The organism is Peptoniphilus gorbachii, from assembly GCF_016908115.1.
GTDB classification, from domain to species: Bacteria; Bacillota; Clostridia; order Tissierellales; family Peptoniphilaceae; genus Peptoniphilus_A; species Peptoniphilus_A gorbachii.
Genome location: NZ_JAFBDH010000001.1, coordinates 92721 through 119480 on the forward strand (window position 1 = coordinate 92721; position 26760 = coordinate 119480).

Here is a 26760-nt window from a genome sequence, read left to right on the forward strand (position 1 = left end):
TCATACACACCTCCTATTTAGTTTTCATGTTTCAAATTTTACAATCATTTTCAGGCATAAGCCTTAAAATAATTGTATATCTTTTAAAAGCATAAGTCAAACATTAAAGTAAGTGTTTCAATGCCATCTAATTACTTTTATTAATAGGTATAGCTAATTTATAACCTGATTTTATATCGTAGGATGTAATACTATTTAGTTTTTCAATATCCATTATAAATTTCATTTTATTCTTATATTCATAATTTTCTGAAATTGACCATAGGGTGTCACCCTTTTTTACAGTATACACTACGATTCTTAATTCTTTATCCTCTATTAATTTAGTATCATCAAAATTTTTTATTATTAAGCCAGAGTTAAAAATAAATATTAAAAATAAAAATAAGAAAACTTTTGGCTTATTAATAATAATTCTTTTCATAAAATCACCTCATATAAATTTGTTCGAAAATAGTTTAAACACCTGTAGTAAACAAGCGTATCAAATATTAGTTCTAAACATATGTTACAACTAAGGTTCTATTATGTCAAGTAAATAATACACTTATTTAAACTTTCGTTTGAAATACTTGTTTTAATGTGCTATTATTAATATAGAAAAATTTGGAGGTAACCTATGTACGAAGATCTAAACCAAAGAGAGCTTGAAATTTTATTTTTTATTAAAAGATTTATTGAATCTAAGTCTTACCCACCCACTGTCCGTGAAATCTGTTCTGGATGTAATATTAAATCTACATCAACAGTTTATTACGCACTTGAAAAATTGGAAACTACCAATTATATTAGAAAAGACGCTTCCAAAACTAGAGCCCTTGAAATTGTTCCCCAAGATGACGACATACTAATGCTGAAAAAAAAGACCGTAGATGTTCCAATTCTTGGTAGAGTTACAGCAGGTGCTCCTATTTTAGCCGTACAAAATATCGAAGATACTATGCCACTTCCTGTTGATTTTGTCTCAAATAAAGAACTTTTCATCCTAAAAGTTAAGGGAGAAAGTATGATCAATGCAGGAATTTGTGACGGAGACTATGTAATTATTGAAAAGGCAAATTCTGCCAGAAATGGTGAAAAAGTTTTAGCTTTAATTGACGAAGAAGCTACTATAAAAACTTTTTATAAAGAAAAGGACAGATATAGACTTCAACCTGAAAATGATAATATGGACCCTTTTTACTTTGACAAAGTCGATATATTGGGAAAAATTGTTGGACTTTACAGAAAAATGAACTAAAAAATAACCTTACTGCTTATAAACAGTAAGGTTATTTTAGTTAAACTAAATTTTAATAAGGAATTAAGAATTCTTTTATAAGGGATATATATATCCCTTATTTTTTCATAAAAAACTAAATTCAATTTCAAACTTTTATCTATTTGTCTTTTAAATTTTTGGTTATTTCCAAAAAAAGACAATTTAAACCTCTTAAATGTTAATTAGATTTTCTTTATCAAGGGCATTTAAGAGATGTATTAGGGCAAACTTAATGTGATAGTAAGAGAGACCTCCTTGGAAGTATACATAATAAGGCTCTCTCATTGGTCCATCTGCTGAAAGCTCTATAGATGAGCCCTCTATAAAATCCCCTGCTGCCATTATTACCTTGTCATCATATCCTGGCATGTCCCACGGCATAGGAGTGAATTCTGAGTCAACTGGAGAAGAAAATTGAATGTATTTGCAAAATGTCTCTAAAATTTCTGGTTTTTTTAGTTCAATTGCCGTAACAATATCACTTCTTGGTTCGTCGCTTGATGGAATTGTTTTAAATCCCAATTCTTCAAAACATTTTGAGAAAAGCATAGATCCTTTTATTGCATCTTCAACAATTTTTGGTGACATAAAAAGCCCTTGTAGGATTTGTCTTGTCATGCCAAAAGTAAGTCCACAGTCCTTTCCTATTCCTGGCGCTGTAAGAATATTTGCAGCTCTATTAATTAGTTCAGACTTGCCTACAATATAGCCTCCAGTGTAAGATATTCCGCCTCCTGGATTTTTTATAAGTGAACCTGCCATAATATCAATTCCAAGCTCACTTGGCTCTATTAGTTCTGTGAATTCACCATAACAGTTGTCCACAAAAATTTTTATATTTTGATTTATCCTCTTAACTTCATCAATAGCTGCCTTTAGTTCAGAAATTGTAAAGGCCCTTCTATTTGAATATCCAGTTGACCTTTGCATTATTACAAGAGAAGTATTTTCTCTAATATAATTTTTTATGCTTTTTACATCAATTTTGCTGTCAATTAGGGGAACTTCAGAATAATCATATCCAGAATTAATTAATGAATCAGGATTATCTCCCCTTAATCCAATAACTTTTTGAAGTGTGTCATAGGGAGTTGAAGTAACAGATAAAAAGTGATCTCCTGGCTTTAAAACAGACTTAATTGCCAGTGTAATGGCATGAGTTCCTGATACAATATTTGACCTTACAAGACTATCTTCTGTTTTAAAAATTCTGGTGTAGATGCTTTCTACCTTGTCTCTTCCAATATCTCCATAGCCATATCCTGTAGTCCAGTTAAAATCAGTTGACTTTAGCCCTTCTTCTTGCATGGCTTTTAAAATCTTAACTTGATTATACTGTGCAATGTCACTAAATTCCTGGAATCTATCTTTTAAAGTTTCTTCATTTTTATTTACAAAATCAATTATTTTTTTATCAATATTATATTCTTCTTCAAATAATTTATCATATATTGTCATCTTTTCTCCTAAACTAATCTACTGTCAATATAATTTTCTATATCAGATAATATTCTATCTGATTCTCTGTCAAACCACTTTATTCTATCATCTCTTCTAAACCAAGTAAGCTGTCTCTTTGCATAGTGCCTTGAATTTTTCTTTATTAAATCTACCATTTCATCAAAATCTATATCGCCATCTAAATATGAAATTACTTCTTTATATCCAATGGCTTTAAGTGATTGAGAGTTTTTGTCTAGTCCTTCATCTAAAAGATTTTTCACTTCATCAACTAGACCTAAATCAACCATTTTATCTACTCTTTGGTTTATTTTTTCATAGAGTTTTGCCCTATCCATATTAAGTCCAAGGTAGATTAAATTGTAATCTTTATTTTCCTCACGAAAATTGTCGCCCTTTTTATTGCCACTTTTTAAAATTTCTAAGGCTCTTATAATTCTCTGCCCATTATTTTTGTGAATTTTTTCTGCAAGTCTTTTATCTTTTTCTTTAAGTTTTTCATAAAGAAATTCACTTCCCTCTTTTTCTAAAATCTCTCTAAGCTCATCTCTATACTCATAATCTGGCTTAGTCTCAGTAAAATCTAAGTTATAGACAAGAGAATTGATGTAAAGGCCCGTTCCTCCAACTAAAAAAGGAAGTCTATCTCTATTATTTATGTCTTTAATAATTTTTTTTGCAGAATTTTTAAAATCAGCTACAGTAAAATTATCTGAAGGTTCAACTATATCAATCATGTAATGAGGAATGCTTGTTTCTGTTAAGTCAATTTTTGCAGTGCCAATATTTAATTTTTTATAAATTTGCATGGAGTCACAAGAAATTATCTCGCCTTTATATTTTTTTGCAAGTTCAAGGGAAAGTTCTGTCTTTCCAATTCCAGTTGGTCCTGTTATTATTATTAAATTTTCCATTTATTCCCTCAAAAATAATTTTGATATAGTGTGCTTTGATACTTCAACAACAGTTGGTCTTCCATGAGGACAAGTATATGGATTTTCACAATTTTTTAAATCTCTAATAAGTGATTCTATTTCAATATCAGAAAGGTCGTCTCCAGCCTTAACAGATGCCTTGCAGGCTTTTTTCATTATTTTATATAAATCAGCCTCATAATTTGATGAAATCTCTTTGTCGAGAGAATCAATAATGTCTCTTATAAAATTGACATAAGTTGGCATGCCAAAAATCATAGGCACTTCTCTTAAAACTACAGAATTGTCTCCAAAGTCTTCAATTTTAAAGCCAAGCCTTGTAAATAAGTCTAAATAATTTAAAATTTTGTCATATTCATTTTGGTTTAGCTCTATTATTTCTGGTTTTAGTAAAATTTGTGAAGTGATTTCACTCTTTAAATACATGTGTAAAAACTTCTCATAGTTTACTCTTTCGTGGGCTGCATGTTGATCTACTATAAAAGTAATGTCCTCTCTTTGATTTTCTAAGAGAATGTAAGTCTTAAAGAGAACGCCTGCGATTCTTGTATTTAAAAGTTTTTCATCTATATGGTTTTTTTCGCTGTTAAATAAAAAGTTGTCATCTTCATATTCTTCAGTGAAAATTTTTTCTTCTTCTGGATTTATATCTTCTTTTAAGCTTTCTTTATATAAAACAGCATCTTCGTTAAAGGTATTCTTTAAAGAATCTTCACTCCTATCATTTTCTATATCCCAAAGGCTCTTTAAGTTTGTATCTCTTTCTTGTACTTCAGGTTCAATAGATTCTTCTTCAAATATGTCAAAGACACTAATATTTTCCTTTTTATCTTCTATTTCAATTTTTCTAATGCTTCTGTTTGGGTAAATTACTTCTTCTACTATTTCAGCTAAAAGAGCACACAATATATTTTCATTGGATATTTTTATTTCATTCTTTTTTGGATGAATATTTACATCAATTAATTTTGGATTAATATCAATGTATAAAACAAAAACAGGATATCTATTTAGTGGAATTAGCGAGTGATAATTTTTTTCTATTGCTCTTGATAGGTTGATGTTTCTTATAAATCTGCCATTTACAAAAATATACTGGCTGTCCCTATTTGATCTGAAAAGTTTATTGTCGGAAAAAAATCCCCTTATTTTATAATTTTCAGATTCAAAAGAACCTTCATTTAATGAAGATGCAATTTCTGAACCTAAAATACTAAAAATTCTGTTAATGGGGTCCTTGTCGCTTCCTGTATTTAAAATAATTTTCCCATCTCTTATTAGAGTGAATTTGATATTATTGTTACTTAGGGCAATTTTTTGCACAATGTCAATTATATTATTTATCTCAGTTAAATCTTTACGCAAAAATTTTTTCCTAACTGGAGTGTTATAAAAGACATCGCTAATGACAAAAGTAGTTCCCCTTGGCATACCAACTTTATTTTTCTTTATTATTTTTCCATTTTCAATTAAGAGAGAATTTCCAGAAAGGTCTTCTTCTCTCTTGGTCATAAGTTTTATTTTTGAAATATTTGAAATACTTGCAAGAGCTTCCCCACGAAATCCTAAAGTTCTAATTTTTTCCAGGTCTTCAATTTTTTCTAGCTTTGATGTGGAGTGGCGAAGAAAGGCAACTTCAAGGTCCTCTTCAGAAAAACCTAATCCATTGTCTGAAACTTTAATAAAATCGGTACTTTCCCCTCTTATTTCTATAAGAATATCATCTGCACCAGCATCTATAGAATTTTCCACTAATTCCTTTACTATTGAGGCTGAATTTTCAATTATTTCTCCTGCAGCTATTTTTGAAATAGTTGCTTCATCTAAAAGTCTAATCATTATAACTCCTTAGATTTATTTACAATTTCATTTAATAAATTAAAAGCTTCCATGGGACTTATTTCAAGAATATTAATTTCCTTTAATTTTTCTATAAAACTTAAAATCTCAGGATTATTCTTATCTTCTCTAATATATTCCTTATTTAAATCAATGCTAATATCTTCATTTTCTTTTTCGATTACATATAAAACTTCTTTAGCTCTATTAATTATAGTATCCTCAATACCTGCAAGCTTAGCAACATCAATGCCATAGGAATTATTAGTAAAACCCCTTATAATTTTTCTTAGGAAAATTATTTCATCATCTTGTCTATCAACTGCAATAGTTAAATTTTCCACTGAATCATATTTTTTTTCAAGATGGACAAGTTCGTGGTAATGGGTTGCGAAAAGGGTTTTTGCTTTTATATTTTCTGCGATGTATTCGATAATCGCATTAGCTATGGCTAGACCGTCGAAAGTACTAGTTCCCCTACCTACTTCATCTAAAATAAGTAAGGATTTTGGTGTTGCATTCTCAATTATATCTGCAACCTCTTGCATTTCAACCATAAAAGTAGATTGCCCTTTGGAAAGATTGTCACTTGCACCAATTCTCGTAAAGATTCTATCAACAAGAGAAATATTTGCACTATCACATGGCACAAATGATCCTATATGAGCCATAATTGTTATTAAAGCAACTTGTCTCATATAGGTTGACTTACCTGCCATATTTGGACCAGTAATTAAGTGTATCATATGGTTTTTAGTATCAATGAAAGTGTCATTAGGTACAAAAAAGTCATCCTTCATATAAGTTTCAACTATTGGATGTCTTCCGTTTTTTATATCAATAAAACTTTCTTCATTAAATTTCGGTCTTACATAATTATTTAAATTAGCCACTTTTGCAAGTGATAATAATGAATCTAAATTTGAAAGTTTATCGGCTAAGATTTGGATTCTATATATTTCACCTGCAATAAAATCCTTTAAAGAACTATATATTTCAGCTTGTAAAGTTAAAGCTCTTTCCTTAGATCCAAGTAACTTTCCCTCCATGTCTTTTAGTTCAATAGAAAAAAATCTTTCTGATCCCACTAAAGTTTGTTTTCTGATGTAATCATCTGGCACCTCATCTAAAAAAGATTTAGTAACCTCAATAAAATATCCAAGAATTTTATTATGTTTAACCTTTAATTTTTTTATACCAGTTCTTTCTCTCTCTTTTTCTTCAAAATCTAATAGCCAATTTTTCCCTTCAGTGGCAATTTCAAAGAGTTCATCTAAGTCTTCTGAATAACCTTTTTTTATTATTCTATTTTCTTCTATTACAACAGGAGGATTTTCGATTAAAAGGGTTTCTATTTTTTCATAAATATCACTTAAATCTATAATTTCCCTTGCCATAGAATTTAAATAATCATTTTTATAATTTTCTAAAATTTCTTTTATTTTCTTTGCATTTATAATAGTATTCTTAATAGAATAAATTTCGCGAGGATTTATACTTCCATTAGATATTTTTACAACAAGCCTTTCAATGTCATAGACTTCCTTTAAGAGTTTTTCCAATTTGTCTTGTAATAGTAAATCTTTTGTGAATGCTTCGATTAAATTTTGTCTCTCATAAATTTTACTTAAATTTACCAGTGGACTTTCTACCCATTTTTTTAGCTTACGAGAACCCATAGAAGTGCTGCACTTGTCTAAAACATCTAAAAGAGATCCCTTTTTAGTAAAAGTGTTTAAGCCCTTAACAACTTCTAGTGTCCTCTTTGAGTTTTCGTCAAGTATTAAATAATCAAAATTATTATAAAGTTTAATATTATTTATATGCTTTAAATTTATTTTTTGTGTAATTACTAAATATTGTAAAATCTTTTTTAAAGACGTGTAATCAGAAATATTATTTGTTGACAAGAAATTTTTTAAATTATTTTTAAAATTTTCACTAAAATATTCTCCAAGATCTCTTAATAAATTAATTTCTTTTAAATTATCAGAAATATAAGGATTTAGAAAGATATTATCTTTTTTTAGTTTATCCTTAAAAATAGAAGTGATTTCATCATTTAGCAAAACTTCATTTGGACTAATTCTATCAATTTCATCTTTCAGGAAATTATATAATTCGTTCTTTGATATAAAAGTTTTTTCTGTAAAATAAAATTCTCCTGTTGAATAATCAGAATAAGTTAAATTTAAAGAATAGCCGTGAATAAAAATTGAAAGAAGATAATTATTTAAGTCACTCTTTAAATATTCTGTGTCTGTAAAAGTTCCTGGAGTAATAATTTGTGTTACTTCTCTTTTTACAATACCCTTGGCTAACTTTGGATCCTCCATTTGGTCACAAATAGCTACTTTGTAGCCTTTATTAATTAGTTTTGAAATATAACTTGATGCTACATGATAAGGCACCCCACACATAGGGGCTTTTTCCTCTAGACCAGCATCTCTTTTTGTAAGAGTTATTTCAAGTTCTCTTGAAGCAAGTAGTGCATCATCAAAAAACATTTCATAAAAATCGCCAAGCCTAAAAAATAAAATTGCGTCTGGATTCTCATCCTTTACAGCAAGATATTGCTGCATCATAGGAGTTAATTTTTCACGATTCAATTTTTTCACCCACTAGAGAAAAACTATTTGCATCTTTAACTTTAACTTTTAAAATTTTTCCAATATCACTTTTATTTCCCTTAAAATTTATTAATTTAAATTCATCAGTTCTTCCACTTACATTGGATTCATCTTTTTTTGAAAAATCTTCAACAAGAACATCTACATCTCTTCCTATGAAAGCTTTATTTTTCCTTTCTTGAATTGGATATAAAATATCTAATAGTCTCTCAAATCTCTCATGTTTTACTTTATCAGGAACTTGATCCATCCTTGCAGCAGGAGTGTTTTCCCTCATGGAATATATAAAAGTAAAAGCTGTATCGTATTCAACTTTTTTAACTAAATCTAAAGTGTCTAAAAAATCTTCTTCACTTTCACCAGGAAAACCAACCATAATGTCAGTAGAAAGTGCAATATTTGGATTTACGTTTTTTACCTTGTCAATTTTTCTTAGATAATCTTCCTTTGTATATTTTCTATTCATCATTTTTAAAACTCTTGATGAACCAGCTTGAACTGGGAGGTGAAGGAAATTGCAAAGTTTATCTAAGTTTTTAAAAGAATAAATTAATTCATCAGAAATATCCTTTGGATGAGATGTCATAAATCTTATTCTCTCAATTCCATTAATAGCATTAATTTCTTCAAGAAGATTAGCTAAAGAAAACTTGTCATCAAAAGTTTTTCCATAAGAATTTACATTTTGACCAAGAAGAGTTACTTCCTTTGTTCCATTTTTTGCAAGTTCTTCAATTTCTCTAATTATTTCATGGGGCCTTCTGCTAGTTTCTCTTCCTCTTGTATAAGGAACAATGCAATAGGAACAAAAATTATTGCAGCCATACATTATATTCACATAAGATTTAAAATTATAGAGTCTATTTGCACCTAAAGCATCGTCTATGCTAAGTGGATTATCTTCTATGTCCATGGCAAGTTTTTTGCCATCATAAGAAGATTTTAAAAGTTCTGGCAATTTCCAAATGTTATTTGTTCCAAAAATAATATCAACATTGGGGAATTTTTCTATTACATAATTTCTTGATTCTTCTCTTTGCATCATGCAGCCACAAACAGCAACTTTTATATTTTTTTTCTTAGATTTTAAGTTTTTCAAATTTCCAAGTTGACCATAGACCTTGTCCTCTGCTGAATGTCTTACAGAGCAAGTATTTAGAATTATTAAGTCTGCATCTTCCACTTCATTTACAAAATCATAGCCCATTTTTTCAAGGAGCCAAGTTATTTTTTCAGAGTCGTGCTCATTCATTTGACAACCATGAGTAATTACAAGGGCTTTTTTTTCATCTATATTTTCTTTTATATTTCTAATGTACTCATTTACATTATTATTTATATCATTAATTAGTTCTTTATTTTCCATTTACATCCTCATTTCATATCTTTATATTATAACTGAAAATTAGGCTACTTATCAAGAAAAGAGTATGCATACACATACTCTTAAGACATAATACTATTTAAATATCTAGCAACATAAACTCCGCAGGCAGATGCTTGAGAAAGCGAATGAGTTGCACCGCCACCATCACCAACAACGAAAAGACCATCAACTGAAGTTTCAAAGTTTGAATCAGTTTCAACTCTTGAATTATAAAATTTAACTTCAACGCCATATAAAAGTGTATCGTCATTTGCAGTTCCTGGTGCAATTTTATCTAAGGCATAAATCATCTCTATTATAGAGTCAAGTTGTCTTTTTGGAATTACAAGGGACAAATCTCCCGGTGTTGCCTTTAGAGTTGGCTCAGTAAAACATTTAAGCATTCTTCTCTTATCAGATCTTCTTCCTTTTACTAAATCTCCAAATCTTTGCAAGAGAACGCCACCGCCAAGCATATTGCTAAGTTTTGCTATTGACTCCCCATATTCATTAGAATCTTTAAAGGGTTCTGTAAAAGTATTGCTAACTAAAAGAGCAAAGTTTGTGTTATCAGATTGAAGCTTAGGATCAGCATAAGAATGTCCATTAACTGTTATAATGCCATTAGTATTTTCAGCTACTACTTGTCCATAAGGATTCATACAAAAAGTCCTTACAAGGTCATTGTAGCCCTTAGTTTGGTAAACTATCTTTGACTCATAAACTGCATCTGTTATGTGTTTAAATACATCTGCAGGAAGTTCAACTCTAACTCCAATATCTACCTGGTTTGAAAATAAATTTATATTAAATTTTTTGCAAACTTCTGAAATCCATTTAGAACCACTTCTTCCTGAAGCAAGGACTAATTTGTCACAATAAAAAGTTTCGCCCTTGTCAGTAGTAAGTTTAAAGTCTTCATTCTTTTCAACATCAACAATAGTTGTGTTAAAAATTATTTCAACCTTATCCTTAGTCCACTCATAAATTTTTTCTAAGATTTTTACATTTCTATCTGTTCCAAAATGTCTAACCTTGGCATCAAGCAAATGAAGATCGTGTTTTAAAGCAAGAGTTTTTAAATTTGAAGCACTTGTTTCATAAAGCTTTGAATTCCCACCGTCAAATCTACATAAAACAGAGTCAACATACTCCATTAATTCAATTGATTCTTCTTTTCCTAGATAGTCATGCATTTGACCGCCAAAATTAGTAGTAATATTATATTTTCCATCAGATAAAGTGCCTGCTCCACCATAACCATTCATAATATTGCATGGTTTACAGCCAATACAACTTTCAACTCGTCCTGTTTTTATTGGACATTGTCTTTTATAAATTGTATTGCCCTTGTCTATTACCAATACTTTTAAATCTGAATTTAATTTTTTAAACTCGTAAGAAGCAAAGACGCCACTTGCACCTGAACCAACTATTATTACATTATATTTATTCAAATTATTTCTCCTCACTAAATAAACTTATAAAATCATTGAATCTATTTGGGAAATTATCAGTAATTTCAAGTTCCTCACCACTAATTGGGTGAATAAATTTAAGTTTATAAGCGTGTAAAAGTTGCTTATTAATTTTAAATTTGTTTTTTATGCCGTAGGTCTCATCACCTACTACTGGATGATTCACATAAGACAAATGTACCCTTATTTGATGAGTTCTACCAGTATGTAAAGTAACATCTAAAAGGGTAAATTTATCAAAATTTTTTAAAACATGAAAACTTGTACAAGCCATTTTTGAATTTTCTTGAATTACTTTCATTTTTATTCTATTGTTTGGATCTCTACCAATGGGTGCATTAACATCAAAGTCCTCAAATATATTTCCATGGACGATAGCCAAATAATGTTTTTCAATATCTCGATTTTTAAACATTTCTACCAATCTATAATAGGCTTCATCTTTTTTTGCAATAATCATAAGACCAGAAGTATCCTTATCAAGCCTATGTACTATGCCAGGTCTATCCTCATCTATTGGGTTAGAAAGATTTTTAAATTTATAAAGTAGACCATTAACGAGAGTACCACTTTTATTTCCTGCACCAGGATGAACTACTAGTTCCTGAGGCTTCGATATTATTGCAAGATATTCATCTTCATAAACTACATCAAAATCTATATTCTCAGGAATGAGTTTTTCTTCATCTTCATAGGAAACTGTAATAATATCCTTTTCTTTTAAGCTATATCCTGCCTTTACGATTTTTCCATTTATTAAAATATTTCCAGATTCAATATGTTTTTTTATTTGCGATCTATTTATTTCTAGTTTTTGATCTAAAAACTTATCAAGTCTAGTATCAGCATCAAGAATATTTACTACAAAAGTATTGTTATACATATATCACCTTTTATTATCGTGAAGAACTATTCCAATAGAAATTAAAATTGTTCCTATTACAATAAACATATCGGCAAAATTAAAAATTGCAAAATCATGACCAAAGAACCTCATACTAATAAAGTCAACAACATAGTGAAGTCTAATTCTATCTATGAAGTTTCCAATAGTCCCTCCAATTAATAAACTGAAACTAACTAAATAAATAAAGGGAACCTTATTATAGTTTTTAACTAAAAATATAATTAAAACTAATAAAACTATAACAGTTATAATTGCAAATAGATATCTAAATCCTTGTAAAATTCCAAAAGCTGCACCTCTATTCTCTATATAATAGAGCCTCAAAAAATTATCAATTAATACAATTGGATTTTCATTTGCAATATTTGCAACCACCAAATATTTTGTAAACTGATCTATAATTATTAAAATAATGCTAAAAATAGCAACAAACATAATAACTCCTTATTTATTTAATCTCACTATAATAACAAAATTGCCTTTTTTAGTGCTTCCTTCTACATCAAAAATTCTAAATCTTCCATATTTTCTAAGGGAAACCAAATCTCCCTTTTCAAGTTCAAAATGGGATCTAGTTTCTTTGGCAAAATTTACTTTTACAAGTCCTACATCTATCATCTTTTTAACCTTTGATCTTGAAAGATTAAAAACCTTGGAAATTAAATTATCTAATCTAAAAGAAGAAACAATAATTTTTTTGTATTCATATTCTTTCTTTGGTAAATCTGTAATATTATATTCACGACTAAGAATTATATTGTACTTAGAAATTTTTGTGAGATTTATTTCTATAAAATTTGCAATTTCTCTTTTAACAAAAAAATAAGTGTATTTTTCTCCAATTAAAATATCACCTATTTTTTTTCTGTCTATACTAAGACCTAAAATAGATCCAAGTACATCGCCATGTTTAATTTTTTCATTAGATTCAAATTTGAATAAGACAATATCATCTGCATCATTTTCATATTTATAACTAGGAAAAATATATATGATTGAAGACTCACTGTCATCATATCCCCCATGAACTTCATAGGAAATATCATCTTTAAATCTATTTAAAATGGAAACAGATAAATTAATCTCATGAGGATTTAAAAAATCTGTTGACTCAGTAATGTGACTTTTCATTACAGATTCAATCTTGTCAATAACTTTCCTTATTGCAGTCCTTTCCTCAGGTCTATTAATATGATTAATTAAATCTATCCTATTTAAATTTACCAAGGAAACATTCCATTGTTTTTAAGTTGCTCTTTTAATCCATCAATTTCTACATTGTTTGGTGCTAAAATAAAAATATCTTTGTTAACTTTTTGCATTTTTCCGTCAAGTGCATAAAGAGCTCCACTTACAAAATCAAAAATTTGCCTTTTAACATCAACATCAAGTTGTTCAAAATTAAGAACTACAGCTTTAAAATCTCTTAAATCATCTACTATTAGTGGTGATTCATCATAAGAAAGTGGTTCGTGAACTGTAATTACCATATTACTAGCTGATACTCTTGGTTTAGCTTTAGTATGAGTAACAGTCTTTTGATTATAAGTAGGTTCTACAACCTCTGTTTCCTTTACATCATTTTCGAATTCTTCATCGAAATCTTCATATTCATATTCATCTGCAAAACCAAAGATTTTCTTTAGTTTGTCCATAGTTTTTTCTGCCATAATATCCTCCTAATTATAATTTCTATTTCCAAATAATTTAGAACCAACTCTTATCATATTAGAGCCTTCTTCTATTGCCAATTTAAAATCATGGCTCATACCCATTGATAAATATTTCATCTCAACTCTTTCATAATTTTTGGATGCAATATTTTCAAACATAATATTCATCTTTTCAAATAACTTTCTTAGCAAAGTTTCATCAGTACTATTTGGAGCAATAGCCATTAGACCTTTTATATTAATATTTTCATAATCTAAAAGCTCATAAATAAAATCTTCAGTATCTTCATATTTTATTCCTGATTTAGTATCTTCATTTCCAATATTTATTTGAACAAGACAATTTACTTTCATATCATCATTAGATGCCCTTTTATTAATTTCCTTAGCTAATTTAATTCTATCAAGTGATTGAATTAATTCAACTTTGTCATAAATATATTTTACTTTATTAGTCTGTAAATTGCCAATTAAATGAAAATTTATTTTATTATTTTTTAGTTTTTCTTCAATTTCACTATCTTCAATTTTTGAGAGAAGTTCTTGAACCTTGTTTTCTCCAAAATCTATAAGACCAAGTTTATTAAAATTTTTAATCATTTCAACTGGATGGGTCTTTGATACAGCTATGAGTTTTACATCCCTTTTAAAATGAGAATTACTCTTAGCAATTTCAATATCTTCGTAAAGTCTCTTTAAATTGTCTTCCAAGTTCAAAATATCACCTCAGTTTAATATCCTAGACTCATCAACAGTTTTCGGATTTATTACTATTGCGTCATTTACAGTTACTGTCTTATAGCTTTTATCACCAACACTTATAACAGATTGTTTATTTCCTTTATTAATAAATACATTATCATTGGATTGATTGATAATATCTACAGGAACAAATTTGACCAAGCCTTTAATTTCTTGAACATAAACTCCAACTAAGTTATCCCTCTCTATGAGAGTTGATTTTGGAATCTCGAATCCTTTAGTTTTATTTACTATAATTTTTCCATCATGAATTCTATTAGAATACATATTTTCAAAATATCTGTCTAAGCTAACAATTATAACTGCATGATTATTATCTTTATTAATCTTTTCAACTATGCCATAAATGTCTTCAATTTCTGGGATTTGAATTTTAACAGAATCTCCAATATTGTAGTTTGAAATTTGTGAAACATTATTTATAGTGCAGGCAAGCTTCCAATTTAAATTATTAACAATTTTAAAAAGTGGATCACCATTTTTTACCTTAGTTTCCATTTCCAAACTTTTAAAATTGTAATTTTTATTTAAGTATTTATAAGTAAACTTATCTAAGTTATCTTTTTTAAAATAATCTTCATTGCCATCTATTTTATAAGTAACTATACCACTAAATTCTGCTAGATATGAAAAATTATATTTTGAAATTTTTTCTTCTAAGTCTTTTTCTTTAAATGCAAGAGCCTCTTCTGATAATTCAAGATATTCTTTTAGCTCTGCCTCATTAATGTTTTCCTTTGAAGCTTCATCAGAGGAATTTATATCAAAATATACCCCAGGATAATTTTTATTTTTAATTTGTTCTTGAAGATTTTTTGTGAAGCTCAATACATTTTCTTTCTCAACAGGTTCTATACCTCTTTTTATTTTTATAGCTGCCTTAACTTTATTTAGCTCATCTTTTAAAGAAGACACATCTTCCATTAAATTTAAATTTGCAACATCAAATCCAGCTGGAACTTTTTGTCCCTCACTGGCATGAAATACTACAACTCCATCTCCCTTAGAAAAATAAGCTTTCTCATCAAAGAGATTATAAATCTTTGTATCAATGTCTTTTTCAAAAGTGGTTAAAGTTGGAAAAATTGTTTTATAATTATTTACTCTATTTCCTCTTATTAATTTTGCAAAAAACATAATTAAAATTATAAAAATTAAAATAGCAAGAATCCTTCTCTTAAAAAATTTATCTTTTTTAAAAAAACTGTTCAAAAAACCACCTATTCATCAAATAATTATATCACAAACTCCTGCAATATGTTATTATTCGAAGAAGATTTGCTCTATTTCATCTTTATTTTTTCTAGTCATTAAATCATACACAGCTTTATTAGGATCATAACCCTCATATAAAACTTGATAAAGTGCATTTGTTATTGGCATTTCAATGTTTTTTAGTTTAGAAAGTTTATATGAAGATTTAACAGTTTTTATACCTTCAACTACTTGACCTACTTCTTTGCAGGCTTCTTCCATTGATTTACCATTTCCAATTAAAATACCCGCTCTTCTATTTCTTGAGTGCATACTTGTACAAGTTACTATTAAGTCGCCAATTCCGGAAAGTCCGTTGAAAGTGTGAGGATTAGCTCCAAGTGCAATTCCGAGTTTACTCATTTCATAAATTCCACGAGTCATAAGAGCTGCCTTTGAGTTATCTCCATAGCCAAGGCCATCATTCATTCCAGCAGCAAGAGCAATAATATTTTTTAAAGCTCCACCCATTTCTACTCCAATTAAGTCTGGATTAGTGTAAATTCTAAAAATTGAAGTTGAAAATTCATGTTGAATTATTTCTGCAGCTTTCATGTCTAAGGAAGACGCTACAACTGTAGTTGGGATGTCACATCCAACTTCTTCAGCATGAGATGGTCCAGATAGTGCCACAAAAGGATTATCCTTTAAAATTTCTGATGAAATTTCTGAAATCCTATCTAAAGTTTCAACTTCAATACCCTTTGATAAGTTAACTATTATTGTATCTTTTGAAATCTTATCTTTAATTTTTTCTAGAATTCCTCTTGTGCTAGATGTTGGCACTGCAATTACAAATACATCAATATCTTTTAATACGCTATCCAAATCATCAGTTAGATTTATTTCTTTTTCAAATTTTGCTCCTGGAAGATATTTTGTATTTTCTTTATTTTTCTTTATATCATCAATTACAGACTTATTTCTAATGTAGAAATTTACCTTATGACCTTTATTTGACAAAAGCCTAGCAATGGCAGTACCCCAACTACCACCACCACACAGTGTAATATTCATTTCTTACCTCCTACTTTATTTTCATTTCCAGCCATTATTCTCTTTATATTATCTTTATGCCTTATAATTCCTATTAAGGCAATAAAGTTAACTAAAATTATATTATAAGTAGTTAGCTCTGACATAAAAGTGTAGACAATAATAATTGAAATAAAAAATAAAATTGAACCAACAGAAACCATTTTTGTGATAAATGTTCCTAGCACCCATACAATATAGCATATTAAAGTAAGAGGAAAATTAAATAGAGCCAAGGCACCTAAAGTTGTTGCAACTCCTTTTCCCCCTCTAAAATTCATGTAAAAGGGAAAGTCGTGACCAAATACAGCTGCAAGTATTCCCAATGGAACTAAGTTTAGTCCAAAAAGCTTTCCAATAATAAAAGTTACTGCTACTCCCTTTAAAAAATCGATTATAAAGGTAATAACTCCAGCTTTTTTACCGAGAACTCTCATTGCATTTGTTGTGCCAGCATTACCTGATCCATATTTTCTAATATCTTTATCTAAAAATAATTTTCCAATAATATAAGAACCGGAAATAGTCCCAATAAAATAAGATATTACGATTACTAAGATATATTTCATCTTTTAGGACCCTTATCAGCTCTTGGACTAACTCTATTTTTAAGTTCTAAAATTATTGGAGTTCCATCAAAGGAATAAGTATCCCTAATTTGATTTTCAATATATCTAAGATATGAAAAATGGAATAATTCTTTATCATTTACTGACAAGAGAAATTTAGGTGGTCTAACACTTACTTGAGAACCATAATATAATTTTCCTCTCTTACCCTTGTCTGATGGCGGTTGATTCATTAAAACTGCTCTATTTAAAATATCATTTAATACGCCAGTTTGAATTCTATGATTGTAATTATTATTTACAACTTCTATTAAATCCAAAAACTCATTTACTCTTTGACCAGTTTTTGCAGAAATAAAAATTATTGGGGCATATAACACAAAAGGAAGCTCATTTCTTATTTCCTTCTCAAAATTTTTCATTGTCTTTGTATCTTTTTCAAGAGCATCCCATTTATTTACAGCAATAATTATAGCCTTGTTATTGTCATGAGCATAACCAACAATTTTAGAATCTTGTTCAGTTACCCCTTCAAGCGCATCAATCATTAGTACACAGACATTTGATCTTTCAATTGCTGTAAGAGTTCTTATTACAGAATATCTTTCAACGCCTGGAATAATTTTTTTCTTTTTCCTTAAACCAGCAGTATCTACAAAAATATATTCATTATCTTTATATTTTATTAAAGAGTCAATTGAATCTCTAGTAGTACCGGGGATATTAGTAACAATAGATCTATTTTCTCCAGTTAAATAATTAAGTAGAGAAGATTTTCCAACATTAGGCTTACCTATTAAAGTAACTCTAATTTGATCATCATCTTCTATTTCATCAACTGGACTTAAATCACTTACAACTTCGTCAAGTAAATCTCCTACACCAGTACCTTGTTCAGCGCTTATTCCAATAGGTTCGCCTAAGCCCAATTCATAAAAATCAAAAATATTATTCTTTGTTATTTTTGAATCGTATTTATTTACTGCTAAGACAACCTTAGTTTTAGTTTTTCTTAGAAATTGTGAAATTTCTACATCTGTTGGATTTAATCCTTCAGCGCCATCTACTAAAAATATTACAACATCAGATGTTTCTAATGCCATGTCGATTTGTGCCTTAATGCTAGACATAAAAATATCTTCATCTTTTAGATCTAGTCCACCAGTATCTACTAGTAAAAATTTATAATTAAGCCAAGATGCAGGTTGATAAATTCTATCTCTAGTTACACCTGGAGTATCTTCAGTTATTGAAACTTTTCTTCCTACAATTTTGTTAAATAAAGTAGATTTGCCTACATTTGGTCTGCCAATTATTGAAACTATGGGCATTTCCATATAATCACCCCTATCTTAGTAATTATAACAAATTAAATTATTAGATTCAATTTACTATTTACAATTGAGAATAAAAAAACTCCATAGTATAATTAGCTTGGTGATAAAATGGCTAAAGTTTTAAATAATATAAAAGATGCCAAAGATTTAATGAATCTATCATTATTTACAGGGGCATTATTAATTCAAAATGGAGCTGAATCTTATAGAGCTGAAGACACTATTGAAAGAATTTGTAAATCTGTTTCAAATATTTCTAATGTGGCTGCCTATGCCCTACCTTCTGCAATATTTATTTCAATTGAATTTGAAGGGGAAACTCTTAGTAATTTTAGAAAAATAACAATTTCAGATACAAATTTATATAAAATCGACTGTGTAAATTCTTTTTCAAGAGAATTTGTCTCAAGAGATCTTTCAATAAAAGAAGCTTATGATAAACTTTTTGAAATTGATGGATCAGAAGAGAGCCCAAAGAAAGTTTATTTTTCAGGAGGAATTGCCTCTTCCTTTTTTACAGTTTTATTTGGCGGAGACTTAAAGGACTTCGCTGCAAGTTTTATTATTGGAATTTTAATTCCCATAGTTCTTGAAAAACTAAGCTATTTTAAACTTTCTTTTTTTATAAATAATATTATTTGTGCCTTTATTACATCTGTTTTAGCAATTATTTGCGTTCATTTTGGATTTGGATCTAACATTGATAATGTAATTATTGGGGTTATAATGCTACTTGTTCCTGGGGTTGCTATTACAAACTCAGTAAGAGATATTATGAGTGGAGAATTTATAACTGGGGCAATTACTATGATTAAGGCCTTCTTTATTGCCCTTGCCATTGCCTTTGGTGTTGGTGTAGGATTAAAAGTTATGAGGTTTATATTATGAAAATTCTTCAACAATTTTTCTTATCAGCTTTTGCAACTTATGGCTTTACAGTTTTTTTTAAGCTTCCAAAAAATGTAAGAATTATAACATCATGCCTAAGCGGTTTTATATGGATAATATATGAAATTTTCTATGATTTTAGCAGTAACTACATGATTTCTTACTTAATATCTTCTTTTTTAATTGGCATTTTTTCTGAAAGTTTTGCAATTAGGTTTAAAAAACCAGCTACAGTTTTTACGCTGCCCTGTTTAGTTCCACTTGTTCCAGGAGCTGGAATGTATTATATAATGTATTATTTCATAGAATCAAATTATGTTTTTATGCGTGAACAAGTCATTAAAACTACTTTAACAACATCTGCACTTGCTCTAGGTATAGTTTTATCTCAAGGTTTAGTTAGGATAATAAAAGAATCTATAAGAAATATTAAGGCAAATAAAAAAGGTAATGGATAATTTTTTCCATTACCTTAATTTTTTTATATTAAAATAAACTTTGAATTATTTTACTTCCAGCAATAATTGTTCCAATAGATGAGCCAATATTTGCCAGTATTACAACTAAAAGAGCTTTCAAAAATTTATTATGGATCCAAGATTTTATATTAAAAATATCATCAGGGATATTATTCACATCTTCAACTGTAGGTTTTTTTAAACTTGCTTCTACTAGACCAGCAAACCAACCACAAGCTAGCATTGGATTTATAGATGTAAAAGGAGCAGCAACGAAAGCTGTCAAAACACTTAGTGGATGAGGAAGACATAGCGCTGTTAAAAGAGCTGCTAAGATTGAATTGAATAAAAACCATGATTTTATTTGATCCATGCCTGTATTCAAACTTTGCTTAAATCCAAGTCCAATTAAAACTACAATTAAAATTGGAATTAACCAAGGAAGGACCTTACCAGTAAAGGATTTTGGAGGAATTTCATTTAATTCATGAACATTTTGCTCCTTAAAAACTTCTTCTTCAACTCCCGGGGTATGTGCGGCACCAAGAATTGCAATAACTTTTTCACCTGGTGCATTTTTTATATTGAAAGCTAGATACTTATCTCTTTCATGCAATAGAGTTGCTGCTATTTGAGGATAATCCTTTCCCATATCTTCAATTGCTAGTTCAAGATTATCTCTTTCAATTAGTTTTTGTAAGTCTTCTTCTGAAACATCCTCATCATCGTCCATGGCCATTAAAGAAAAAAATAATTTAATTTTTTCAAAAAATCCCATTTTTCTCCAGATTCTCATAAATGTTGTTTGGATACTTCTATCAGCAAGTACTAAATTAATTCCCAATTCTTCAGAAGCTTTCATGCCTTCAATCATTTCTTGACCAGGTTTTGTCTTTAATTTCTTTGCAATATTTCTTTGATATGATGAAAGAATTAAATTTGCAATTAAAAGCGTCACCTTTTTCTGTTTAATTATGTCAATAATATTTGTGTTCTTCCAAGCATCGGGGTTTTTTAAATTTTTATACCTTTGCTCATCAAGTTCAATGCAAATTGAATCAGGCTTTTCCTCTTCAATAGTTTCTCTAACTAATTTGGCACTTTCTTGAGATACATGCGCTGTAGGAATTAAAATTATTTCCTTGCCCTGATAATCTAATCTAATTAATTTATCCTTCATTTCTCTCCTATTATAAGATTTATTCTTTCTCCTCTGTCAAAGTATAAGCATCTCCACTTATTCTATTGTAGTAAGTTACACTTGTTTTATTCTTTTCATTTTCTTCGCTCATAATTGTATCTTCTAAAATATTAAGTTTATTTACACCATTTTCTGATATTATTTTAAAATCCCCTAAATAATTAACAGATGAATTTAAAATATCAATGCAAAGAGCATTTAGCACTTTAAAATTATTATCTTCTTTCTTTTCACTAGGCTTAAGGCCATCTAAAGTACTAGATTTATCTGATCTAAGTATTTTAATATTTTCCTTATCGCCATAGATATTTTCATAAATAGAAAAGAAATCTTCCTCTTCTTTTAAAATATTTTCCTTTTCTTCCTTTAGCTTTGAAATTTTAGAAGTATCATTTAACAAAATGGATTTTAACATATAATTATCACCATTTATTAAATAATCAATTATTCCAAGATTCTCATAGGCCTTTAGATTGTGTTTACTAATATTTCGATTTAAGTCAAAATTATAATAGGAATTTAAGATAAATTGAATCATAGTTAAATTTGATTTTACATCATCTTCCGTCAAGTTATCCTCAATAAAATTTCCCTTTAAAGTCTTATAATTATTAACTTTTCTAATGTCAGTATTATAAAATTCATTAAAGTTATTTTTTCTAAATAAAATTAAAGATTCACTAATTTCCTTATTCATACTATCAATTTCTGAAGTCTTTTCTTTAATTATGTCAAACTTATTTATTTCGCTATTTATTACATCTAATTTTGACTTCTTACTATTATTTTCCTGACTTAAGATTTTTAGTTTTTCGTCAGCCTTATTTTTTTTCTCTATAAGAGAAGAGTTTTCTCTTGATAAATTAAAGTATGATGATCCAATTTCTTTTAAATTGGAAAAACCAAAGAAGGAAAAAACTACACTTAGAACAATAAAGATAAAAGACAATATTATTTTTTTATTTTTGTTCATCTTTATCACTCTTTTCCAAAGCTTTTAAAATGCCTAGATTTTTATAGTATGATGTTATTTTATCTTCAATAAAATTATTCAAATAAATTAGATTTTCAGAATTTAACTTACCTGTTTTATAGCCTTTTCTTTCTATTTCCTTATAAATAAACATAAGATTATTTAGGTCTGCATAAATTTCTGATAAAGATGATTTTTCATTATTTATATAAGAATAAATATTTGAAGTGTAAATTGAAGCATAAAAAACTAAAGTATTTAGTTCCTTAGAGCTTTTATTTAATTTCAAAATTGTTTTGGCAAATCCATCAGATTCTTCAACAAAAGATTTAATATTTAATTCATTATAAATATTTTTGTGCTTATCTAAATTAGACTCACCATAAAGTTCTAAAAAATCATTAACTGATTTTTCATATCCTTCTTTTTCATATATATTAGACTCAAAGTAAGCACTATAGGCTTTTAATCTATCCTTTATTTCTGATATTATGGCTTTATTTTTATTTAAATAATCTTCTCTAATTTTTTTTATTTCATCAGATTTATTTGATTCAAATTGATAGCCATATTTTTCATAAAAATCTTGAGATTTTAAATTAAATTCAATTTCTAGTGCATCAATATCTTCTGTGATGCCCTTTATTTTGTTTTCAATAGAATTTATTTCTTCTCTAATTTTTTTATTTTCAGCTATTAACTCTGATGAATATTTTTTGTTTGCAATAGAATAAATGAAAAAAATTAAAGATAAAATAAAAACAATAAAAGTAAAAATATAAAATACTTTATACCAGTTTTTATTATGCATTTCTCACCTACATTTTTTCGAGAAAAATAGCACCCTTATTTGTTTTTTTAAACTTGTGATCTATTTCTTTTAAAATAAAATAGGAAATAAGTAGGGAAAATATTCCCATAATAAGTGATTTTAATTCTATATTTCCCATAGAAGTATGACTCATAACAATATATGAAATTGTAATTGTAGCCATAAATAAAATCAAAGGAAGACCGTAAACTAAGAATTTATAAGATAAAACAGACATATCCCTTGTCTTTATTTTTACACGATCTCCAACATTGGCAGAGACTGAATTTGGAAACTCAAAAAGTTCTGTCTCAGATTCTGCACATTTCGCACTACAAGATTCGCAACTTTCTCCACAAGCACTTTCCCTTGTAAATTCAACAAAAATTTTATTATTATTTTTTGCTCTAACAATTCCAATATTTTCCATAATATCACCTTAATCTTCTTTTTAATTATTCTTCTTTTTCCTTTTCTAAAACTTTAATATGAACTTCTTCTAATTGTTTTTCTGATAAAGAAGTTGGTGCACCAGTTAATAGACAAGTTGCAGCTTGAGTCTTTGGAAAAGCAATTACATCTCTAATGCTCTTAGCATCTGTAAATAGCATTACAAGTCTATCTAAGCCATAAGCAAGTCCTCCATGTGGTGGTGCTCCATATTTAAAAGCTTCTAATAGGAATCCAAATTTTTCTTTAGCTTCTTCTTCTGAAAGTCCCAAAGCTTCAAACATTTTTTCTTGGATTTCTGGATCATTAATTCTAATACTTCCTCCACCCATTTCATCTCCATTTATTACAATGTCATAAGCCTTTGCTCTTGCATTTTCCTTATCGGTAGTAAGTTTATCTACATCTTTGTCTAATGGACTTGTGAAAGGATGGTGCATTGCAACATATCTTTCTTCTTCTTCGTCATATTCAAATAGAGGGAATTCTGTTATCCATGTAAGTTTATAATCATTAGGATCAATTAAATCCATATCTCTTGCAATTTTATTACGAAGATTTCCAAGTCCGCTGTAAACAACAGAGTTTTTATCAGCTAAAATCAATATTAAATCGCCTTTTTTTGCATCAAAACCTTTAATAATTTCATTCATTTTTTCTTCAGATAAGAATTTTGCAATTGGAGAATCTATCTCTTCATCAACTCTAATCCAAGATAGGCCCATTGCCTTAAAATCTTTGACAAAGGATTCTAATTTTTTAACTTGTTTCTTTGAATAAAATTCACTTCCACCATTAACATTAATTCCTCTGACACTTTTGCCCTTTTCTGTGTTTGATTCAAATACTTTAAATCCACAGTCCTTGACAAGATGAGATATGTCGTGAAGTTCCATGCCAAATCTTAAATCCGGCTTGTCTACTCCAAATCTATCCATGGCTTCAGAATATTTCATTCTCTTTATTGGAAGTTCAATGTCTTTATTTAAAATTTCTTTAAATAATCTTTGTAAAAATCTTTCATTAATTTCCATTACATCTTCTTCAGTTACAAAGCTAAGTTCCATGTCAATTTGCGTGAACTCAGGTTGTCTATTTGCCCTTAAATCTTCGTCTCTAAAGCATTTTGTAATTTGGATATATCTATCTAGTCCTGCAACCATTAAAAGTTGTTTCATTAGTTGTGGAGATTGAGGAAGGGCATAAAACTCTCCAGGATTAACTCTACTTGGAACTAAATAGTCTCTTGCTCCTTCAGGAGTTGGCTTAGTTAACATTGGTGTTTCAACTTCAATAAATCCATTTTCATAGAAGAAGTCACGAGTAATTTTGTAAATCTTAGAACGAATCATGAGATTTTTTTGCATACTTGGCTTTCTAAGGTCTAAAGTTCTATATTTTAATCTCATATTTTCAGAAACATTGTCATTATCCTTTACATAAATTGGTGGAACTTCAGATTCACTTAAAATTTTAAGTTCGCTGGCAAGGACTTCAACTCTTCCTGTTTCAAGTTCTTCATTTATTGATGATCTCATCCTAACTTTTCCCTTTACAGCAATTACAAATTCCCCACGAAGATGTGATGCCTTTTCTAAAAGCTCATCTGAAGATGTGTCATCAAAAACAATTTGTGCAATTCCACTTCTATCTCTAAGGTCAACGAAAATTATTGAGCCAAGGGATCTTTGTTTTGCAACCCAGCCCATTAAGGTAACTTCCTTTGAAATCATTTCTTCTGAAATCTCATTACAATAGTTAGATCTCTTGAGATTTCCCATTTTTTCAGCCATATTTCCTCCTAAAAATTAAACTCCAAGCCTCAAATGGTTTGGAGCTTATTCGTTAAAATATAAATAAACGATTAGCAATTTATATTATTTATTTCCATAAAATTCTATTTTAATTATAAAACAAGGTCTCTTAAAATTCAACTTTAACAGATTCTACTATCAATTCTTTGAGAAAATCCGCAAATATCTTTAACTTTATTTTCTCTTAATAGTTTTTCCTTTACAAATTTTGCACCCTTATCCATTCCCTGGCAGCCTGCAAGTAAAAGTACATCCCCATTATTTAATAAGTCAATGGAACTATTTATAGCTTCTTCTAAAGTATTATAGATTTTACAATCAATATTATTTTCACTTAAAATCTTCTTAAAAATATTTAATTCATCTTCTGTAACTTTATCCTTTTCCTTAACAATTTCTTTTGATAAAGTTGCAGATATAGATTTTGGTTTTAAAACTTTGATCCACTTAACTAATCTTTCTGTAATTTCTCTATTGACTTCCACTCCCCTATGTCCTCTTATGGCATATAAGATATTTAAATCCTTATAATCCATCATTCTTAGAGTTTCCATTGTTGCGTCGATGTTTTTTTCATTTGCAAAATGATCGTCTAAAATTTTAAAATCTTCATCGAAGATAAGTTCAAATCTTCTTTCAACACCCTTGAAATTTTTTAAAGCTTTTGTAATTATATCTTTTTTTACATCTAAACATAGTGCCACAATAATAGCAACTACAGAATTCATAACTGAAGAATAACCAACTGATCCAAGTTCAACTTTAAAGCTTGATTTCTTTATTGTAAAATCTTTTAATTTTACATCTCTATTTATGTTAAATAAAAATTTTCCCTTACCAGTAGTTAAATCTAAATCAGAAATTCCAAAATCTGCCCCATCATTTTCAAGAGAAAAAGATAAAACTTTGGCCTTAGTTTTTTCTTTTAAAGAATAAATCATTTCATCATCAGCATTTAAAATAGCAAGAGCATCTTTTTTAGCATGCCTAATTAGTCTTGATTTATAGTGAAAATATTTTTCAAAGCTTCCATGTTGATCAATATGTTCTCTGCCAAGATTATTAAAGGTTACTATATCAAAATCAATATTTTTATCTCTAAATAGTTCTTGTGCTGAAGATGATACTTCCATAGTAACGTCAGTTATATTTTTATCAAGCATATCTCTAAAATATGACTGAAGAGTGAGTGACTCTGGTGTTGTAAGTATTGATGGAATTTTTACATCTTTATATCTAGTGAGGACTGTACCTATCATTCCAGTTTCTCTTTTGTCTTCTTTTAAAATTGAATCCACCATAAAGGCAGTAGTTGTCTTTCCGTTTGTCGCTGTAATTCCAATTACATTCATTTCTTTTGAAGGATTTTTATAAAAATTTGTAGCCATATCTGCAAGGGCAATTCTAGAATTTTTAACTTTTATTTGTTTGATATCAACATCAACAAAATCTTCTACAAGGGCAAATTCTGCTCCAAGTTCTTTTGCCTTTTTTATATATTTATGACCGTCTGTTACATATCCTTTTATTGCAACAAAAATAGCGCCTTCTACTACATCCTTAGTATGGAAGGTGATTTCTTTTACATCTTTATTTTCATCAATTTTAAAATTTGTATGGACAATATTTATATTTTTTAAAATTTCACTTAATTTCAA

The 26760-nt window shown here is 28.6% G+C and carries 25 protein-coding genes; 3 read left to right on the forward strand and 22 right to left on the reverse strand.

The window, feature by feature from the left end; translation table 11 throughout:
- Positions 1 to 127: 127 nt before the first annotated feature.
- Positions 128 to 424, reverse strand: coding sequence for a LysM peptidoglycan-binding domain-containing protein (locus tag JOD41_RS00485; RefSeq protein ID WP_205051128.1), 297 nt, complete (start codon positions 422 to 424; stop codon positions 128 to 130).
- Between the two features lie 195 nt (positions 425 to 619).
- On the opposite strand from JOD41_RS00485, the gene lexA reads away from it, so the two are divergent.
- Positions 620 to 1240, forward strand: coding sequence for a transcriptional repressor LexA (lexA, locus tag JOD41_RS00490; protein WP_205051129.1), 621 nt, complete (start codon positions 620 to 622; stop codon positions 1238 to 1240).
- 192 nt (positions 1241 to 1432) lie between these two features.
- Here the strand turns inward: lexA and JOD41_RS00495 are convergent, their stop codons facing one another.
- The 15 genes from JOD41_RS00495 to der all read right to left on the reverse strand — a co-directional run bounded on the left by JOD41_RS00495 (position 1433) and on the right by der (position 18507).
- Positions 1433 to 2719 carry a methionine gamma-lyase family protein gene (locus JOD41_RS00495; protein ID WP_205051130.1) on the reverse strand — a complete coding sequence of 429 codons (1287 nt, stop codon included), beginning with the start codon at positions 2717 to 2719 and terminating at the stop codon, positions 1433 to 1435.
- 8 nt (positions 2720 to 2727) lie between these two features.
- Complete coding sequence (gene miaA, locus JOD41_RS00500) at positions 2728 to 3636, reverse strand: tRNA (adenosine(37)-N6)-dimethylallyltransferase MiaA (RefSeq protein ID WP_205051131.1); 909 nt, start codon at positions 3634 to 3636, stop codon at positions 2728 to 2730.
- Entirely contained in the window at positions 3637 to 5496 is a 1860-nt protein-coding gene (gene mutL, locus JOD41_RS00505) for a DNA mismatch repair endonuclease MutL (RefSeq protein ID WP_205051132.1), read from the reverse strand.
- Positions 5496 to 8114 carry a DNA mismatch repair protein MutS gene (mutS, locus tag JOD41_RS00510; RefSeq protein WP_420825470.1) on the reverse strand — a complete coding sequence of 873 codons (2619 nt, stop codon included), beginning with the start codon at positions 8112 to 8114 and terminating at the stop codon, positions 5496 to 5498. Before mutS ends, mutL begins: the two co-directional genes overlap by 1 nt.
- Positions 8095 to 9492: a tRNA (N6-isopentenyl adenosine(37)-C2)-methylthiotransferase MiaB gene (miaB, locus tag JOD41_RS00515; protein WP_205051134.1), complete on the reverse strand. Its 1398-nt coding sequence runs from the start codon at positions 9490 to 9492 to the stop codon at positions 8095 to 8097. Before miaB ends, mutS begins: the two co-directional genes overlap by 20 nt.
- A gap of 80 nt (positions 9493 to 9572) precedes the next feature.
- Positions 9573 to 10949, reverse strand: coding sequence for an NAD(P)/FAD-dependent oxidoreductase (locus JOD41_RS00520; RefSeq protein ID WP_205051135.1), 1377 nt, complete (start codon positions 10947 to 10949; stop codon positions 9573 to 9575).
- Between the two features lies 1 nt (position 10950).
- The gene (locus JOD41_RS00525; RefSeq protein WP_205051136.1) at positions 10951 to 11853 is read right to left on the reverse strand and encodes an RluA family pseudouridine synthase; all 903 of its coding nucleotides are present in this window, start codon (positions 11851 to 11853) and stop codon (positions 10951 to 10953) included.
- Positions 11854 to 11856: 3 nt separating this feature from the next.
- Positions 11857 to 12312, reverse strand: coding sequence for a signal peptidase II (lspA, locus tag JOD41_RS00530; protein WP_205051137.1), 456 nt, complete (start codon positions 12310 to 12312; stop codon positions 11857 to 11859).
- A 9-nt stretch (positions 12313 to 12321) separates the two neighbouring features.
- Positions 12322 to 13104, reverse strand: a complete 783-nt coding sequence (locus JOD41_RS00535; RefSeq protein ID WP_205051138.1) for a YlmH family RNA-binding protein — start codon at positions 13102 to 13104, stop codon at positions 12322 to 12324.
- The gene (locus JOD41_RS00540; RefSeq protein ID WP_205051139.1) at positions 13098 to 13547 is read right to left on the reverse strand and encodes a cell division protein SepF; all 450 of its coding nucleotides are present in this window, start codon (positions 13545 to 13547) and stop codon (positions 13098 to 13100) included. Before JOD41_RS00540 ends, JOD41_RS00535 begins: the two co-directional genes overlap by 7 nt.
- Before the next feature lie 9 nt (positions 13548 to 13556).
- Positions 13557 to 14267: a YggS family pyridoxal phosphate-dependent enzyme gene (locus tag JOD41_RS00545; RefSeq protein WP_205051140.1), complete on the reverse strand. Its 711-nt coding sequence runs from the start codon at positions 14265 to 14267 to the stop codon at positions 13557 to 13559.
- Between the two features lie 9 nt (positions 14268 to 14276).
- Complete coding sequence (locus tag JOD41_RS00550; protein WP_205051141.1) at positions 14277 to 15524, reverse strand: biotin/lipoyl attachment domain-containing protein; 1248 nt, start codon at positions 15522 to 15524, stop codon at positions 14277 to 14279.
- A 51-nt stretch (positions 15525 to 15575) separates the two neighbouring features.
- Positions 15576 to 16583, reverse strand: a complete 1008-nt coding sequence (locus tag JOD41_RS00555; RefSeq protein ID WP_205051142.1) for an NAD(P)H-dependent glycerol-3-phosphate dehydrogenase — start codon at positions 16581 to 16583, stop codon at positions 15576 to 15578.
- Positions 16580 to 17170, reverse strand: a complete 591-nt coding sequence (gene plsY / locus JOD41_RS00560) for a glycerol-3-phosphate 1-O-acyltransferase PlsY (protein WP_205051143.1) — start codon at positions 17168 to 17170, stop codon at positions 16580 to 16582. Before plsY ends, JOD41_RS00555 begins: the two co-directional genes overlap by 4 nt.
- Positions 17167 to 18507, reverse strand: coding sequence for a ribosome biogenesis GTPase Der (der, locus tag JOD41_RS00565; protein WP_156700962.1), 1341 nt, complete (start codon positions 18505 to 18507; stop codon positions 17167 to 17169). Before der ends, plsY begins: the two co-directional genes overlap by 4 nt.
- 108 nt (positions 18508 to 18615) lie before the next feature.
- Between der and JOD41_RS00570 the strand changes: the two genes are divergently transcribed.
- Both JOD41_RS00570 and JOD41_RS00575 read left to right on the forward strand, forming a co-directional pair.
- Entirely contained in the window at positions 18616 to 19395 is a 780-nt protein-coding gene (locus tag JOD41_RS00570; RefSeq protein ID WP_205051144.1) for a threonine/serine exporter family protein, read from the forward strand.
- A complete protein-coding gene (locus JOD41_RS00575) occupies positions 19392 to 19853 on the forward strand; it encodes a threonine/serine exporter family protein (RefSeq protein WP_205051145.1) in 462 nt (153 codons plus the stop codon). Before JOD41_RS00570 ends, JOD41_RS00575 begins: the two co-directional genes overlap by 4 nt.
- Positions 19854 to 19881: 28 nt before the next feature.
- On the opposite strand, the gene JOD41_RS00580 is transcribed toward JOD41_RS00575, so the two are convergent.
- The 6 genes from JOD41_RS00580 to JOD41_RS00605 form a co-directional block, all read right to left on the reverse strand.
- Positions 19882 to 21033: a TraB/GumN family protein gene (locus JOD41_RS00580; protein ID WP_205051146.1), complete on the reverse strand. Its 1152-nt coding sequence runs from the start codon at positions 21031 to 21033 to the stop codon at positions 19882 to 19884.
- A gap of 19 nt (positions 21034 to 21052) precedes the next feature.
- Positions 21053 to 22027: a hypothetical protein gene (locus JOD41_RS00585; RefSeq protein WP_205051147.1), complete on the reverse strand. Its 975-nt coding sequence runs from the start codon at positions 22025 to 22027 to the stop codon at positions 21053 to 21055.
- Positions 22014 to 22838 carry a hypothetical protein gene (locus JOD41_RS00590; RefSeq protein ID WP_205051148.1) on the reverse strand — a complete coding sequence of 275 codons (825 nt, stop codon included), beginning with the start codon at positions 22836 to 22838 and terminating at the stop codon, positions 22014 to 22016. Before JOD41_RS00590 ends, JOD41_RS00585 begins: the two co-directional genes overlap by 14 nt.
- A gap of 7 nt (positions 22839 to 22845) precedes the next feature.
- Entirely contained in the window at positions 22846 to 23268 is a 423-nt protein-coding gene (locus JOD41_RS00595) for a SoxR reducing system RseC family protein (RefSeq protein ID WP_205051149.1), read from the reverse strand.
- A 25-nt stretch (positions 23269 to 23293) separates the two neighbouring features.
- Positions 23294 to 25081: an aspartate--tRNA ligase gene (aspS, locus tag JOD41_RS00600; protein ID WP_205051150.1), complete on the reverse strand. Its 1788-nt coding sequence runs from the start codon at positions 25079 to 25081 to the stop codon at positions 23294 to 23296.
- 143 nt (positions 25082 to 25224) lie between these two features.
- Positions 25225 to 26760 carry a Mur ligase family protein gene (locus JOD41_RS00605; protein WP_205051151.1) on the reverse strand — a complete coding sequence of 512 codons (1536 nt, stop codon included), beginning with the start codon at positions 26758 to 26760 and terminating at the stop codon, positions 25225 to 25227.

Excerpts from the sequence above, each read along its gene's own strand:
- JOD41_RS00485 (WP_205051128.1), bottom strand. The coding sequence starts at position 424 with ATGAAAAGAATTATTATTAATAAGCCAAAAGTTTTCTTATTTTTATTT.
- lexA (WP_205051129.1), top strand. The coding sequence starts at position 620 with ATGTACGAAGATCTAAACCAAAGAGAGCTTGAAATTTTATTTTTTATT.
- JOD41_RS00495 (WP_205051130.1), bottom strand. The coding sequence starts at position 2,719 with ATGACAATATATGATAAATTATTTGAAGAAGAATATAATATTGATAAA.
- miaA (WP_205051131.1), bottom strand. The coding sequence starts at position 3,636 with ATGGAAAATTTAATAATAATAACAGGACCAACTGGAATTGGAAAGACA.
- mutL (WP_205051132.1), bottom strand. The coding sequence starts at position 5,496 with ATGATTAGACTTTTAGATGAAGCAACTATTTCAAAAATAGCTGCAGGA.
- miaB (WP_205051134.1), bottom strand. The coding sequence starts at position 9,492 with ATGGAAAATAAAGAACTAATTAATGATATAAATAATAATGTAAATGAG.
- JOD41_RS00525 (WP_205051136.1), bottom strand. The coding sequence starts at position 11,853 with ATGTATAACAATACTTTTGTAGTAAATATTCTTGATGCTGATACTAGA.
- lspA (WP_205051137.1), bottom strand. The coding sequence starts at position 12,312 with ATGTTTGTTGCTATTTTTAGCATTATTTTAATAATTATAGATCAGTTT.
- JOD41_RS00540 (WP_205051139.1), bottom strand. The coding sequence starts at position 13,547 with ATGGCAGAAAAAACTATGGACAAACTAAAGAAAATCTTTGGTTTTGCA.
- JOD41_RS00555 (WP_205051142.1), bottom strand. The coding sequence starts at position 16,583 with ATGAATATTACACTGTGTGGTGGTGGTAGTTGGGGTACTGCCATTGCT.
- plsY (WP_205051143.1), bottom strand. The coding sequence starts at position 17,170 with ATGAAATATATCTTAGTAATCGTAATATCTTATTTTATTGGGACTATT.
- der (WP_156700962.1), bottom strand. The coding sequence starts at position 18,507 with ATGGAAATGCCCATAGTTTCAATAATTGGCAGACCAAATGTAGGCAAA.
- JOD41_RS00570 (WP_205051144.1), top strand. The coding sequence starts at position 18,616 with ATGGCTAAAGTTTTAAATAATATAAAAGATGCCAAAGATTTAATGAAT.
- JOD41_RS00575 (WP_205051145.1), top strand. The coding sequence starts at position 19,392 with ATGAAAATTCTTCAACAATTTTTCTTATCAGCTTTTGCAACTTATGGC.
- JOD41_RS00580 (WP_205051146.1), bottom strand. The coding sequence starts at position 21,033 with ATGAAGGATAAATTAATTAGATTAGATTATCAGGGCAAGGAAATAATT.
- JOD41_RS00585 (WP_205051147.1), bottom strand. The coding sequence starts at position 22,027 with ATGAACAAAAATAAAAAAATAATATTGTCTTTTATCTTTATTGTTCTA.
- JOD41_RS00590 (WP_205051148.1), bottom strand. The coding sequence starts at position 22,838 with ATGCATAATAAAAACTGGTATAAAGTATTTTATATTTTTACTTTTATT.
- JOD41_RS00595 (WP_205051149.1), bottom strand. The coding sequence starts at position 23,268 with ATGGAAAATATTGGAATTGTTAGAGCAAAAAATAATAATAAAATTTTT.
- aspS (WP_205051150.1), bottom strand. The coding sequence starts at position 25,081 with ATGGCTGAAAAAATGGGAAATCTCAAGAGATCTAACTATTGTAATGAG.